Origin of the sequence: Neisseria sp. CP9, assembly GCF_047758525.1 — a bacterium.
Classification (GTDB): Bacteria; Pseudomonadota; Gammaproteobacteria; order Burkholderiales; family Neisseriaceae; genus Neisseria.
The window spans coordinates 864,603-876,775 of record NZ_CP180502.1 but is presented as its reverse complement, the minus strand read 5'-3'; the positions used below and the strand labels follow the sequence as shown (position 1 = coordinate 876,775).

At 52.5% G+C, this 12,173-nt stretch carries 13 protein-coding genes; 10 read left to right on the top strand and 3 right to left on the bottom strand.

The window, feature by feature from the left end:
• Positions 1–290: 290 nt before the first annotated feature.
• Together ACMYUL_RS04115 and ACMYUL_RS04110 are read right to left on the bottom strand one after the other, a co-directional pair.
• A complete protein-coding gene (locus ACMYUL_RS04115) occupies positions 291–878 on the bottom strand; it encodes a GNAT family N-acetyltransferase (RefSeq protein ID WP_415772207.1) in 588 nt (195 codons plus the stop codon).
• Positions 879–972: 94 nt separating this feature from the next.
• Positions 973–1,563, bottom strand: coding sequence for a 5-formyltetrahydrofolate cyclo-ligase (locus ACMYUL_RS04110; RefSeq protein ID WP_415772205.1), 591 nt, complete (start codon positions 1,561–1,563; stop codon positions 973–975).
• A 77-nt stretch (positions 1,564–1,640) separates the two neighbouring features.
• On the opposite strand from ACMYUL_RS04110, the gene ACMYUL_RS04105 reads away from it, so the two are divergent.
• The 5 genes from ACMYUL_RS04105 to murJ all read left to right on the top strand — a co-directional run bounded on the left by ACMYUL_RS04105 (position 1,641) and on the right by murJ (position 6,573).
• Positions 1,641–1,883 (top strand): hypothetical protein, encoded by a 243-nt coding sequence (locus ACMYUL_RS04105; RefSeq protein WP_070860032.1) that lies wholly within the window; start codon positions 1,641–1,643, stop codon positions 1,881–1,883.
• Positions 1,884–2,056: 173 nt separating this feature from the next.
• Positions 2,057–2,785, top strand: coding sequence for a 30S ribosomal protein S2 (gene rpsB, locus ACMYUL_RS04100; RefSeq protein WP_415772203.1), 729 nt, complete (start codon positions 2,057–2,059; stop codon positions 2,783–2,785).
• A 123-nt stretch (positions 2,786–2,908) separates the two neighbouring features.
• Entirely contained in the window at positions 2,909–3,763 is an 855-nt protein-coding gene (gene tsf / locus ACMYUL_RS04095; RefSeq protein ID WP_003765122.1) for a translation elongation factor Ts, read from the top strand.
• Between the two features lie 311 nt (positions 3,764–4,074).
• Positions 4,075–4,794 carry a UMP kinase gene (gene pyrH / locus ACMYUL_RS04090; RefSeq protein WP_003712995.1) on the top strand — a complete coding sequence of 240 codons (720 nt, stop codon included), beginning with the start codon at positions 4,075–4,077 and terminating at the stop codon, positions 4,792–4,794.
• Between the two features lie 240 nt (positions 4,795–5,034).
• Positions 5,035–6,573, top strand: coding sequence for a murein biosynthesis integral membrane protein MurJ (gene murJ, locus ACMYUL_RS04085; RefSeq protein ID WP_415772201.1), 1,539 nt, complete (start codon positions 5,035–5,037; stop codon positions 6,571–6,573).
• 80 nt (positions 6,574–6,653) lie between these two features.
• Here the strand turns inward: murJ and ACMYUL_RS04080 are convergent, their stop codons facing one another.
• A complete protein-coding gene (locus tag ACMYUL_RS04080; RefSeq protein WP_415772199.1) occupies positions 6,654–8,516 on the bottom strand; it encodes a ribonuclease catalytic domain-containing protein in 1,863 nt (620 codons plus the stop codon).
• A 351-nt stretch (positions 8,517–8,867) separates the two neighbouring features.
• Here ACMYUL_RS04080 and ACMYUL_RS04075 point away from each other — a divergent pair, with 351 nt between their 5' ends.
• The 5 genes from ACMYUL_RS04075 to nuoE are packed head-to-tail and all read left to right on the top strand — an operon-like array spanning position 8,868 to position 12,023.
• Positions 8,868–9,224, top strand: a complete 357-nt coding sequence (locus tag ACMYUL_RS04075; RefSeq protein WP_070860395.1) for an NADH-quinone oxidoreductase subunit A — start codon at positions 8,868–8,870, stop codon at positions 9,222–9,224.
• Positions 9,215–9,697 carry a NuoB/complex I 20 kDa subunit family protein gene (locus ACMYUL_RS04070; RefSeq protein WP_003677002.1) on the top strand — a complete coding sequence of 161 codons (483 nt, stop codon included), beginning with the start codon at positions 9,215–9,217 and terminating at the stop codon, positions 9,695–9,697. Before ACMYUL_RS04075 ends, ACMYUL_RS04070 begins: the two co-directional genes overlap by 10 nt.
• Before the next feature lie 13 nt (positions 9,698–9,710).
• Complete coding sequence (locus ACMYUL_RS04065) at positions 9,711–10,304, top strand: NADH-quinone oxidoreductase subunit C (RefSeq protein ID WP_070512719.1); 594 nt, start codon at positions 9,711–9,713, stop codon at positions 10,302–10,304.
• Positions 10,294–11,550: an NADH dehydrogenase (quinone) subunit D gene (gene nuoD, locus ACMYUL_RS04060; RefSeq protein ID WP_009310869.1), complete on the top strand. Its 1,257-nt coding sequence runs from the start codon at positions 10,294–10,296 to the stop codon at positions 11,548–11,550. The genes ACMYUL_RS04065 and nuoD overlap by 11 nt, the downstream gene beginning before the upstream one ends.
• A complete protein-coding gene (gene nuoE / locus ACMYUL_RS04055) occupies positions 11,550–12,023 on the top strand; it encodes an NADH-quinone oxidoreductase subunit NuoE (protein WP_003741945.1) in 474 nt (157 codons plus the stop codon). The genes nuoD and nuoE overlap by 1 nt, the downstream gene beginning before the upstream one ends.
• The last annotated feature ends 150 nt before the right edge of the window (positions 12,024–12,173 follow it).

Below are 12,173 nucleotides of genomic sequence, written 5' to 3'. Positions count from 1 at the left end.
GCGCGGTGTTTTTGGCGTGGAAGATTGCGCGCGGGTTTTACGTTTTGAACCGATGTTAAACCGTTCATAATATGTTATTGAGAATTTAGTGGATTTTTCTGAGAATTGCAAAGATTTTCTGTTTGGATTTACATAAACGCAGTTTGAAAAGGTCGTCTGAAACATTCAGACGACCTTTATTTATCAGGTGTTTGGCGGGGTTGTGCCTGATTTCATTCACTTCTTAAAGACTTCAGATTGTCAGCAAGATGGACGTGTTTTGATGAAAAAATGAAGAAGAAAACGTTTTTTCAGGACGCGTCATAAGCTGCCGCTTTTTTGAGCAGTTTTGCCCTTGCCTGCGGCCATTCTTCGCGCAATAGGCTGTATTCCACCGTATCGCGCACGCTGCCGTCTTTCCGCAGTTTGTGGCAGCGCAAGATGCCGTCTTGGTGTGCGCCCAGTCGTTCGATGGCGCGTTGGGAGGCAGTGTTGAGGTTGTCGGTCTGCCAGCAGGCGCAGCGGCAGTTTAAAGTGTCAAAGACGTAGTCGAGCAACATGATTTTGCAGGCGGTATTGATGCGCGTGCGCCGTGCTGACAGGGCATACCATGTGAAACCGATGTAGAGGCGGGGGATGGCGGGGTCGATGTGGTAAAGCGAAGTCGAGCCGACGATTTTGCCCGTGTCTTCGTCGATGACGGCAAAGGCGAGGCGGGTTTGTGTGGCGGTGCGGATGTAGTCCGCCACTTGGTCGGGTTCGGGCGCGCTGGTTACGTTCAGCTTCCAGACTTCGCCGTCGCAAACTGCTTCGCGCAAACCGGCTTCGTGTGCCGCCGTCAAAGGCTCGAGACGGACGCGGTCGAAGGACAAAACGGGAACAGATGAAAAATCAGCCATGAGGTTTCCTTTGTATTTGAAGATTTGAGTTTTCAGACGACCTTTCATAGTGTCTTAACGGACGGCATCTTTGAGGTCGTCTGAAAGCTATTGATTAATGAGGTTTGAACACCAGCACGCCCGACTCCGATACAAACCCGTCCAGCGGCAGGTCGTGCGGTTCGCGCGGCAGCGTGTCAACCAGTTGACAAGCGAAGCCTACGCCTATGGTTTTTGCCTGTAAACGGTATTTCATCGCCGCGAGCGTCGCATCGTAATAGCCGCCAGCCTGCCCTAAGCGGTAGCCTTCGCGGTCCATGCCGACAATCGGGACAAGCAATATCGATAAACCGTGTACACGGATTTTGCGTCCCGTAAACTGCGGTACATGCAGCTTCGCCCTGCCTCGTTTGCGTTCTTGTTTCACTCCGTCGGCAGGATAGGGCGTGAACCACATCCGCCGCGAACGCGGTTCGATATAAGGTAGATAGAGTTTGGCGCCGCGTTTTTGCGCCGCTCGGACAAAGCCGTCCAGCCGCAGCTCGCTGCCCATCGGCCAATACACGCCGATCTTCCGCCCCTTCTTGATATAACGCTTGAGCAGGCGGTTAACCGTTTGCCCCGCCGCCAACCGCCCTTGATGCCCCATCTGCGCGCGGGCGCGGCGCAATTCTCGGCGCAGGGCGTGTTTTTCCTCATTCCTCATTTCAGACGACCTTTTGAGTGTTGTTGTAGAATACGGCGATTATAAACGCTCCGTTAACATCAAAACAGGATTCCGCCATGTGGCATATCGTCCTTATCGGCTACCTCTTCGTCGCCGTCATGTATTCCGCCGCCCAGCCCAGCATCGCGCGCGCTTTGATTTATTTGGTTTTTTGGGCGGTTCTGCCCGTCGCGTTTACCGTTTTCACCGTTACCATCCGCCGCCGCAACCGCCTGATGAAGCAGCAGGAAAAGGAAGCATTCGAACAAAGCCGCCGCACAGCCGGACAAGAAGGCGGCAAACAGGACGGCAGTGCATAAAATCCCTTTTCAGACGACCCCTTATCCGCTATAATCCGTCAGTTTTCCATTTCGGAAACACACTATTTTTTAAAACTTATGCCCACTTTCGCCGAAGGGTGCTTGACAATAGGCGCAGCCTATCAAGTTCTATGCGATTGAATGTGTGCTCTTAACCCTTTCAAGGAAATAAAATGTCTCAAATTACTATGCGTCAGATGATTGAAGCCGGCGTTCACTTCGGCCACCAAACCCGTTTCTGGAACCCGAAAATGGCACAATACATTTTCGGTGCGCGCAATAAAATCCACATCGTCAACCTGGAAAAAACCCTGCCGATGTTCTTGGAAGCGCAGGAAGCCGTACGCCGTCTGGTTGCCAACAAAGGCACCGTGCTGTTCGTCGGCACCAAACGCCAGGCGCGCGAAATCATCCGCGAAGAAGCCACCCGCGCCGGTATGCCTTTCGTCGATCACCGTTGGTTGGGCGGCATGCTGACCAACTACAAAACCGTTAAGCAATCCATCAAACGCCTGGAAGAAAAAACCGCTGCTTTGGAAAACGCTGCCGAAGGCGGTTTCAACAAAAAAGAAATTCTGGAAATGCAACGCGACGTTGAAAAACTGGAACGTTCTTTGGGCGGTATCAAAAACATGAAAGGCCTGCCTGACGCGATTTTCGTTATCGACACCGGCTACCAAAAAGGTACTCTGGTCGAGGCTGAAAAACTGGGCATCCCCGTTATCGCCGTAGTCGATACCAACAACAGCCCTGACGGCGTGAAATATGTTATCCCCGGTAACGATGACTCCGCCAAAGCCATCCGCCTCTACTGCCGCGGCATCGCCGACGCAGTTTTGGAAGGCAAAAACCAAGCGCTGCAAGAAACCGTAGCTGCTGCCCAAGAAGCTGCCGCCGAGTAATCCGGCAAACCGAAGAGGGGCGTTATGCCCCTTTTCTCAAATCCCGTTCTGAAAAGCCTTTTCAGACGACCCCATTCCCAAACACGGATACCCCGTGTTTCCCCAAAATCTAGGAGATTCAAAATGGCAGAAATTACTGCAAAAATGGTTGCCGACCTGCGCGCCGCTACCGGCCTGGGCATGATGGAATGCAAAAAAGCCTTGGTTGAAGCCGAAGGCAACTTCGAAAAAGCCGAAGAAATCCTGCGCATCAAATCCGGCGCGAAAGCCGGCAAACTGGCTGGCCGTACCGCTGCCGAAGGCGTATTGGCTTACGCCATCAACGGCAATGTCGGTGCATTGGTTGAAGTAAACTGCGAAACCGACTTCGTTGCCAAAGACGCAGGCTTCGTAGAATTCGCCAACTTCGTTGCGAAAACCGCTGCCGAGAAAAAACCGGCTACCGTTGAAGAACTGAGCGAACTGGTTGAAGCAGAACGCAAAGCCATCATCGCCAAATTGGGCGAGAACATGTCTGTCCGCCGCTTCCAAGTGATCGACACCGCCAACCAACTGGTTGCCTACATCCACGGTGCATTGGCTACCGAAGGCGTATTGGTTGAGTTCAAAGGTTCTGAAGACGTAGCGCGTAAAATCGGTATGCACATCGTTGCCGCTAAGCCGCAATGCGTAACCGAAGCCGAAGTAGATGCCGAAACCATCGAAAAAGAACGCCACATCTACACCGAGCAAGCCATCGCTTCCGGCAAACCTGCCGACATCGCAGCTAAAATGGTTGAAGGCCGTATCCGCAAATTCTTGGCTGAAATCACTCTGAACGGTCAAGCATTCGTGATGAACCCTGACCAAACCGTTGCCCAATTCGCTAAAGAAAACGGTACCGAAGTTATCAGCTTCGTACGTTACAAAGTAGGCGACGGTATCGAAAAAGCCGTTGTCGACTACGCAGCCGAAGTTGCCGCTGCTGCTAAAGTGTAAGGCAGAGATGAAAAAGAAAGCACCTGGATTCCAAACGAATCAGGGTGCTTTTTTTTGAGAGCTACACTGTTTAGAATACTGTTGGAAATAGAATATTTCATCATAATCAACACATAATAATTTATCCAAACCCATACACCCACGGAAAATGCGTTACCCTGTCAGCCAAACATCCGGAAAGGTCGTCTGAAAAATCAGACGCCCTTTCCCCGAATTGAAGCAGCGCCACAGGATGAACTGAACATTTGGAATGAATGGTCGGTTCGTTCTGAATAATCAGCGCTATCCACCCAAAGAAAGCAAGGTATCCCATGACACAGCAAATCAAATACAAACGCGTATTACTGAAACTCTCTGGCGAATCCCTGATGGGTTCCGATCCTTTCGGCATCAACCACGACACCATCGTCCAAACCGTCGGTGAAATCGCCGAAGTCGTCAAAATGGGCGTACAAGTCGGCATCGTTGTCGGCGGCGGCAACATCTTCCGCGGCGTATCCGCCCAAGCAGGCAGCATGGACCGCGCCACCGCCGACTACATGGGCATGATGGCGACCGTGATGAACGCGTTGGCACTCAAAGACGCATTTGAAACCCTCGGCATCAAAGCGCGCGTACAATCCGCGCTTTCCATGCAGCAAATCGCCGAAACCTACGCCCGCCCCAAAGCCATCCAATACCTTGAAGAAGGCAAAGTCGTCATCTTCGCCGCCGGTACCGGCAACCCGTTCTTCACCACCGACACCGCCGCCGCCCTGCGCGGAGCCGAAATGAACTGCGACGTCATGCTCAAAGCCACCAACGTGGACGGCGTTTATACCGCAGACCCGAAAAAAGACCCGTCCGCGACGCGCTACGAAACCATCACCTTTGACGAAGCTTTGAACAAAAACCTCAAAGTCATGGACGCGACCGCCTTCGCCCTCTGCCGCGAACGCAAACTCAACATCGTCGTCTTCGGCATCGCCAAACAAGGCTCGCTCAAACGCGTCATTACCGGCGAAGACGAAGGCACGCTGGTTCACTGCTGATTCCCATCGGGTAATGTATTGAAGTGATTTGATAAGGTAAAAGGTCGTCTGAAAACCTGAAACTGGGTTTTCAGACGACCTTTTGGATGGTTGGGCAACATAAGAATCAGGCAATGAAGCAAAGTTTTTGCATCTACTCTACATTTGCCCGTCTGGAGACTGATTTGCCTAGATTTGCATATTCTGTCGTACAATACGCGTCTTTCAGACGACGTCTGGACTTTTGAAGGAATAAAACGGATGAACTTGTTAGGGGCTTTGGCAAGGGTCGGTAGCTTAACAATGCTGTCGCGCATACTTGGTTTTTTGCGTGATGCGGTAATTGCCCGCACGTTTGGTGCGAGCATGGCGACCGACGCTTTTTTTGTGGCATTTAAACTGCCCAACCTGCTGCGCCGTATCTTTGCGGAAGGGGCGTTTGCCCAGGCTTTTGTGCCGATTTTGGCGGAATATAAGGAAACGCGTTCGAAAGAAGCGACGGAGGCGTTTATCCGCCATGTGGCAGGGATGTTGTCATTTGTCTTGGTCATCGTTACCGCGCTGGGCATTCTAGCCGCGCCTTGGGTGATTCAGGCTTCCGCGCCCGGCTTTAAAGAGCCGAAAAAGATTTTGCTTTCCATCGATTTGCTGAAGATAACGTTCCCGTATATCTTGTTTATTTCTCTGTCTTCCTTTGTCGGCTCAATCCTTAATTCCTATCATAAGTTCAGCATTCCTGCGTTTACGCCGACGTTTTTAAACATCTCTTTTATCGTATTCGCACTGTTTTTCGTGCCGTATTTTGATCCGCCTGTGACCGCGTTGGCGTGGGCGGTCTTTGTCGGCGGTATTTTGCAGCTTGGCTTTCAGCTCCCTTGGTTGGCGAAATTGGGCTTTTTGAAGTTACCTAAGTTGAATTTCAAAGATGCCGTGGTCAACCGCGTGATGAAACAGATGGCGCCTGCGATTTTGAGTGTGAGCGTGGCGCAGATTTCTTTGGTGATCAACACGATTTTCGCATCCTATCTGCAATCGGGCAGCATCACGTGGATCTATTTCGCCGACCGCCTGATGGAGCTGCCCAGCGGTGTTTTGGGCGCTGCGCTTGGTACGATTTTGCTGCCGACTTTGTCTAAACACGCCACTAATCAGGATTCGGAGCAGTTTTCCGGCTTGCTCGACTGGGGTTTGCGTCTGTGTATGTTGCTGGCGCTGCCGGCGACAGTCGGGTTGGCGGTATTGTCGTTCCCGTTGTTGGCGACGCTGTTTATGTCCAGTAAGTTTTCACTGTTTGACGCGCAGATGACGCAGCAAGCGTTGATTGCCAATTCTGTCGGTATACTCGGATTCATAATGGTCAAAGTGTTGGCACCCGGTTTCTATGCGCGGCAAAACATCAAAACGCCGGTCAAAATCGCCATCTTTACGCTCGTCTGCACACAGTTGATGAACCTTGCCTTTATCGGTCCTTTGAAGCACGCCGGGCTTTCGCTCGCCGTCAGTTTGGGCGGGTGTATCAATGCAGGATTGTTGTATTACCTGTTGCGCAAACACGGCATTTACCAACCCAGCAAAGGATGGGTAATTTTCCTGATTAAAATAGTGCTGTCGCTTATTGTAATGGGCGGGGGATTGTGGGCTGCGCAGACCTACCTGCCTTTTGAATGGGTACACACCGGTGCTTTGCGTAAAGCCGGTCAGTTGTGCATCTTGGTTGCGATAGGCGGCGGTTTATATTTTGTTTCGCTGGCCGCGTTGGGTTTTCGACCAAGAGATTTTAAGCGGGTGGAAACACATTAGCGGCTGTTAAAACGTTCAAAAAGGTCGTCTGAAAACCTATATCCAAGGTTTTCAGACGACCTTTTTTCATAGCGGCAAACTTACGCAACCGCAGGAGCGACAGCTTTCACATAATTCAACGCGATAAACTGCTTTTCGGGATCAAGCTCGGTGATTTTGAGCAGGACTTGCCTTTTGGGCAGCGCGTCGAACGGGATGCCGGTGGCGCGGGTTACCAGCGGCAGGCCTTCGATGCGGACGAGGTCTTCTTTGAGGATGGTCGCGGTCAGCTCGCTTGTGCCTTGCTGTTGCAGGTACACGAGGCTCCAGTAGGCTTCCATCTGCCGTTGGAAATCGGCGTAGGCGGCGTAGGCGGTGTCGAAATCGCGCAGTGCGGCGAAGAGTTCGGCATCGCTTTGCTGGAAGAGCGGCTCGGCGGAGTCGTCTATCAAGCTGAGGAGTTGTTTTTGGTTGATGTAGTCGGCGGCACGACGCAGCGGCGAGGTGAACCAGCCGTAATGCTGCACACCCATGCCGATGTGCGGCTCGGATTTGGTGCTCATGCGCACTTTTCCGGCGGGTTGGACGCGGAAGAGGCCGGGCAGGTCGTTGTCATGGAGCATCTGCGCCCAAGTGCTGTTAGCCAAAATCATCATTTCGCTGACCAGCATATCGATGGGCGAACCGCGTTCGCGGAGGACGACGGATACTTTGCCTTCCTCATCCAATTCGATGCTGTAATCGTATTGCGGCGCGCGGTCGGGTTCGTATTTGCCGCGTGCTTTTTGCAGCGCGACGGCGAATTGGTAGAACCAAATCAGGTCTTGATGATGGGCGAACATCATTTCGCCGGCTTCGTCCAAGCCTGTTTCGGCGTTGAAATGCGGCTCGATGGTTTGAATGCGCAGGTTTTCGGCGATGTTGACGGCTTCGATTTTGCAGGTCGGCTCGCCGACGTTGAACTCGCTGTCCACATCGAAATAAATGCTGACGGCAGGGCGGTATGCACCCGCATCAAGGCTGAACGCGGCAATCCAGTTTTCAGGCAGCATGGTGATTTTGCCGCCGGGAAAATAGACCGTACTCAAGCGTTCCATGATGTTTTTTTCCATTTTGTCGCCTGGTTTAATGGCAAGCGACGGCGCGGCGATGTGGATGCCGACGCGCTTCTTGCCGTTGCCCAAGTCGGTCAGGCTTAAAGCGTCGTCCACTTCGGTGGTCGATTCGTCGTCAATGGAAAAGGCGGTAACGTCGGCTTTGGGTAAGTCGGGCATTTCAGGCAGGGGGAGGTCGGGGAAACCTGTTCCTTTGGGGAAGTATTTGATTTCAAAGCCGTCTTGCAGATATTGGGGAATGGACGTAATGCCGCCTGTTTTTTTCGCCAATTCGTAGGCGGAGGTCTTCAGCGCGTCGGCGGCTTTGGTAAAGGCTTTGTAGGTCAGCGACTGCTTGTCGGGTGCGTGCAGGATGGTTTTCAAATCCGCCGCAATTTCAGACGGCATCTCGCCGCGTTTCAAGGCTTCCGCCCAAGCGTCGATTTGTGCGTCTTGCTGTTTTTTGCGTTCGATGGCGGCAAGTGCCTGTTTCAAAGTTTCTTCGGGCGCGGCTTTGAACACGCCTTTGGCTTTTTTGTAGAAATACATCGGTGCGGCGTAAAGCGCAATCAAGGTCGCCGCCAGCTCGGTTTTGGTCGGCGCATGGCCGTAATATTCTTCGGCGATGGCTTCGGCGGAAAATTCTTCTTCGCCGCATACTTCCCACAATAAATCGGTGTCGATGTCCGCCGCCTGTGCCTGCGCGTTTTCCAAAAACGCCGCCATATCGCCGTCGAACTCGGCAAAGACGTTGTTCGCCTTCACTTTGGTGCGTTTGCCGTGTTGGGTATCGACTTGGTAGGTGGCGTCGTTTTTTTGGACGATGGCGGCGACTTTGAATTGGCCGGACTCTTCGTAAAAGATATTCATGTATTGCTGCTGTCAGGTTGAAGTGGGAAACGGGCGATTTTAGCAGATTCTTGTTGATAAAGACGGACAAAAGGTCGTCTGAAAAGCGAATTTGGTCTATTTGAAGGTATTGTTGCATTGAGGAAGGTAATGACCAATACGTTTTGTGTCAGGTTTTTTATGATGTATTGCGCGAGTAGAGGAAATGAGGTTGGTATATTATAAAACACAAATAAGAATCGTTATCATAAACTTATTGAATTTATTAGGATTTTTTTAACAGTTGACCGACATTTACCTTTAAATGGATTTTGAAATTCGATAAAATAGCAGGATATTAAGATTTGTCTGTCAACCAGTTAGGCATAAACCATGTTGGCCAGTTACTTTCCCGTCCTCGTATTCATCCTCGTCGGCCTCGCTGCCGGCGTGCTGTTTATCCTGCTCGGCACGATTTTAGGTCCGAAAAACCACTACGCCGAAAAAGACGCGGCTTACGAATGCGGTTTCGAAGCCTTTGAAAACGCCAGGATGAAGTTTGACGTGCGTTATTATCTCGTCGCCATCCTGTTCATCCTCTTCGATTTGGAGGTTGCGTTTATGCTGCCGTGGGCGGTGGTGTTCAAAGATTTGGGCGCATACGGATTCTGGTCTATGCTGGTGTTTATCGTCGTTCTGACGGTAGGCTTTGTTTACGAATGGAAAAAAGGTGCGCTGGAATGGGAATAGAAGGCGTTTTGAAAAAAGGTTTCATCACGACCAGCGCGGATACGGTGCTGAACTATATGCGTACCGGTTCGTTGTGGCCGGTTACTTTCGGTTTGGCCTGCTGCGCCGTGGAAATGATGCACGCGGGTATGGCGCGTTACGATCTTGACCGTTTCGGCATTATTTTCCGTCCGTCTCCCCGTCAGGCAGACCTGATGATTGTGGCGGGTACGCTCACCAATAAAATGGCGCCCGCCCTGCGCCGCGTGTACGACCAGCTCGCCGAGCCGCGTTGGGTCTTGTCTATGGGTTCGTGTGCCAACGGCGGCGGCTATTATCATTATTCTTATTCCGTTGTGCGCGGTGCCGACCGTGTCGTGCCGGTAGACGTTTATGTGCCGGGTTGCCCGCCGACTGCGGAAGCTCTGATTTACGGCCTGATGCAGCTCCAACAAAAAATCAAGCGCACTTCCACCATCGCGCGGGACGAGTAGGGGAGGAAACGATATGGCAAGCATTCAAAACTTATACGAAACCGTCAGCCGCGTTTTGGGCAATCAGGCAAGCAAAGTCATTTCCGCTTTGGGCGAGATTACCGTCGAGTGTCTGCCCGAACACTATGTTTCAGTGATGACCACGTTGCGCGACCATGAAGAACTGCATTTCGAGCTTTTGGTCGATTTGTGCGGCGTCGATTACAGCACTTATAAAAACGAAGCATGGCAGGGCAAACGCTTCGCCGTTGTCAGCCAGCTTCTTTCCGTTAAAAACAATCAGCGCATCCGCGTGCGCGTCTGGGTTTCAGACGACGATTTCCCCGTGGTCGAATCCGTGGTTCCCGTTCACAACAGCGCGGATTGGTACGAGCGCGAAGCCTTCGATTTGTACGGCATCATGTTCAACAACCATCCCGACCTGCGCCGCATCCTGACCGATTACGGCTTCGTCGGACATCCGTTCCGCAAAGACTTCCCGATTTCCGGCTATGTGGAAATGCGTTACGACGAAGAGCAAAAACGCGTGATTTACCAACCCGTTACCATCGAGCCGCGCGAAATCACGCCGCGTATCGTCCGTGAGGAGAACTACGGTGGCCAATAAATTAAGAAACTACACCATCAACTTCGGTCCGCAACACCCTGCGGCGCACGGCGTATTGCGCATGATTTTGGAGTTGGACGGCGAACAAATCGTCCGTGCCGACCCGCATATCGGCCTCTTGCACCGAGGTACAGAGAAACTGGCGGAAACCAAAACCTACCTGCAAGCCCTGCCTTATATGGACAGGCTGGATTACGTTTCCATGATGGTCAACGAGCAGGCATACTGCTTGGCGGTAGAAAAACTCGCCGGAATTGATGTGCCTATCCGCGCCCAATACATCCGCGTCATGTTCGCCGAAGTAACGCGCATCCTCAATCACCTGATGGGCATCGGTTCGCACGCCTTCGACATCGGCGCGATGACCGCCATCCTCTACGCCTTCCGCGATCGCGAAGAGCTGATGGACTTGTACGAAGCCGTTTCCGGCGCGCGTATGCACGCCGCCTATTTCCGTCCCGGCGGCGTTTACCGCGACCTGCCCGACTTCATGCCCAAATACGAGAGCAGCAAATTCCGCAACGCCAAAGTATTGAAGCAGCTCAACGAATCCCGCGAAGGCACCATGCTCGACTTCATCGACGCCTTCTGCGAACGCTTCCCGAAAAACATCGACACACTCGAAACCCTTCTGACCGACAACCGCATCTGGAAACAGCGTACCGTCGGCATCGGCGTCGTCTCCCCCGAACGTGCCATGCAAAAAGGCTTTACCGGCGTGATGCTGCGCGGTTCGGGCGTGGAGTGGGATGTGCGTAAGAAACAGCCGTATGAAGTGTACGACCAAATGGATTTCGACATCCCCGTCGGCGTCAATGGCGACTGCTACGACCGCTACCTCTGCCGTATGGAAGAAATGCGTCAATCCGTCCGCATCATCAAACAATGCGCCGACTGGCTGCGCGTCAATCCCGGCCCGGTCATCACCACAAACCACAAATTCGCCCCGCCCAAACGCACCGAAATGAAAACAGGCATGGAAGACCTGATTCACCATTTCAAACTCTTTACCGAGGGTATGCACGTTCCCGAGGGCGAGACCTACACCGCTGTCGAACACCCGAAAGGCGAGTTCGGCGTTTATATCATTTCAGACGGCGCAAACAAACCCTACCGCCTGAAAATCCGCGCACCGGGCTTCGCCCACCTGCAAGGCATGGACGAAATGGCAAAAGGCCACATGCTCGCCGACGTCGTCGCCATTATCGGTACGCAGGACATCGTATTCGGGGAGGTTGACCGATAATGTTATCCGCAGAATCCTTAAAACAAATCGACATTGAGTTGGCGAAATATCCCGCCGACCAACGCCGTTCCGCCATCATGGGCGCGTTGCGTATCGCTCAAACCGAAAAAGGCTGGCTCGCCCCCGAGACCATCGCCTTTGTTGCCGACTACATCGGCATCACGCCGGCGCAGGCATACGAAGTCGCCACTTTCTACAATATGTACGACCTTGAGCCGGTCGGCAAATACAAACTGACCGTCTGCACCAACCTTCCCTGCGCCCTGCGCGGCGGCATGGATACCGGCGAATATCTGAAGAAAAAACTCGGTATCGGCTATGGCGAAACCACGCCCGACGGCAAATTCACCCTTGTCGAAGGCGAATGCATGGGCGCATGCGGCGACGCCCCTGTTATGCTGGTAAACAACCACAGCATGTGCAGCTTTATGACTGAAGAGGCGATTGAGAAGAAACTGGCGGAGTTGGAGTAGGTCGTCTGAAACGACGATTTAAACGTAGGTCGGATACTTGTATCCGACAGAGTGGATAAAGAGGCAAAATGTCGGATTCAAGAATCCGACCTACCCGCGTAGGCGGGAATGACGACGGATTAAGCAAAGTAAGCGAGACCCAACAAAAAC

Excerpts from the sequence above, each read along its gene's own strand:
- ACMYUL_RS04115 (WP_415772207.1), bottom strand. The coding sequence starts at position 878 with ATGGCTGATTTTTCATCTGTTCCCGTTTTGTCCTTCGACCGCGTCCGT.
- pyrH (WP_003712995.1), top strand. The coding sequence starts at position 4,075 with ATGACACAGCAAATCAAATACAAACGCGTATTACTGAAACTCTCTGGC.
- tsf (WP_003765122.1), top strand. The coding sequence starts at position 2,909 with ATGGCAGAAATTACTGCAAAAATGGTTGCCGACCTGCGCGCCGCTACC.
- ACMYUL_RS04080 (WP_415772199.1), bottom strand. The coding sequence starts at position 8,516 with ATGAATATCTTTTACGAAGAGTCCGGCCAATTCAAAGTCGCCGCCATC.
- ACMYUL_RS04070 (WP_003677002.1), top strand. The coding sequence starts at position 9,215 with ATGGGAATAGAAGGCGTTTTGAAAAAAGGTTTCATCACGACCAGCGCG.
- ACMYUL_RS04105 (WP_070860032.1), top strand. The coding sequence starts at position 1,641 with ATGTGGCATATCGTCCTTATCGGCTACCTCTTCGTCGCCGTCATGTAT.
- rpsB (WP_415772203.1), top strand. The coding sequence starts at position 2,057 with ATGTCTCAAATTACTATGCGTCAGATGATTGAAGCCGGCGTTCACTTC.
- ACMYUL_RS04065 (WP_070512719.1), top strand. The coding sequence starts at position 9,711 with ATGGCAAGCATTCAAAACTTATACGAAACCGTCAGCCGCGTTTTGGGC.
- nuoE (WP_003741945.1), top strand. The coding sequence starts at position 11,550 with ATGTTATCCGCAGAATCCTTAAAACAAATCGACATTGAGTTGGCGAAA.
- murJ (WP_415772201.1), top strand. The coding sequence starts at position 5,035 with ATGAACTTGTTAGGGGCTTTGGCAAGGGTCGGTAGCTTAACAATGCTG.
- ACMYUL_RS04075 (WP_070860395.1), top strand. The coding sequence starts at position 8,868 with ATGTTGGCCAGTTACTTTCCCGTCCTCGTATTCATCCTCGTCGGCCTC.
- ACMYUL_RS04110 (WP_415772205.1), bottom strand. The coding sequence starts at position 1,563 with ATGAGGAATGAGGAAAAACACGCCCTGCGCCGAGAATTGCGCCGCGCC.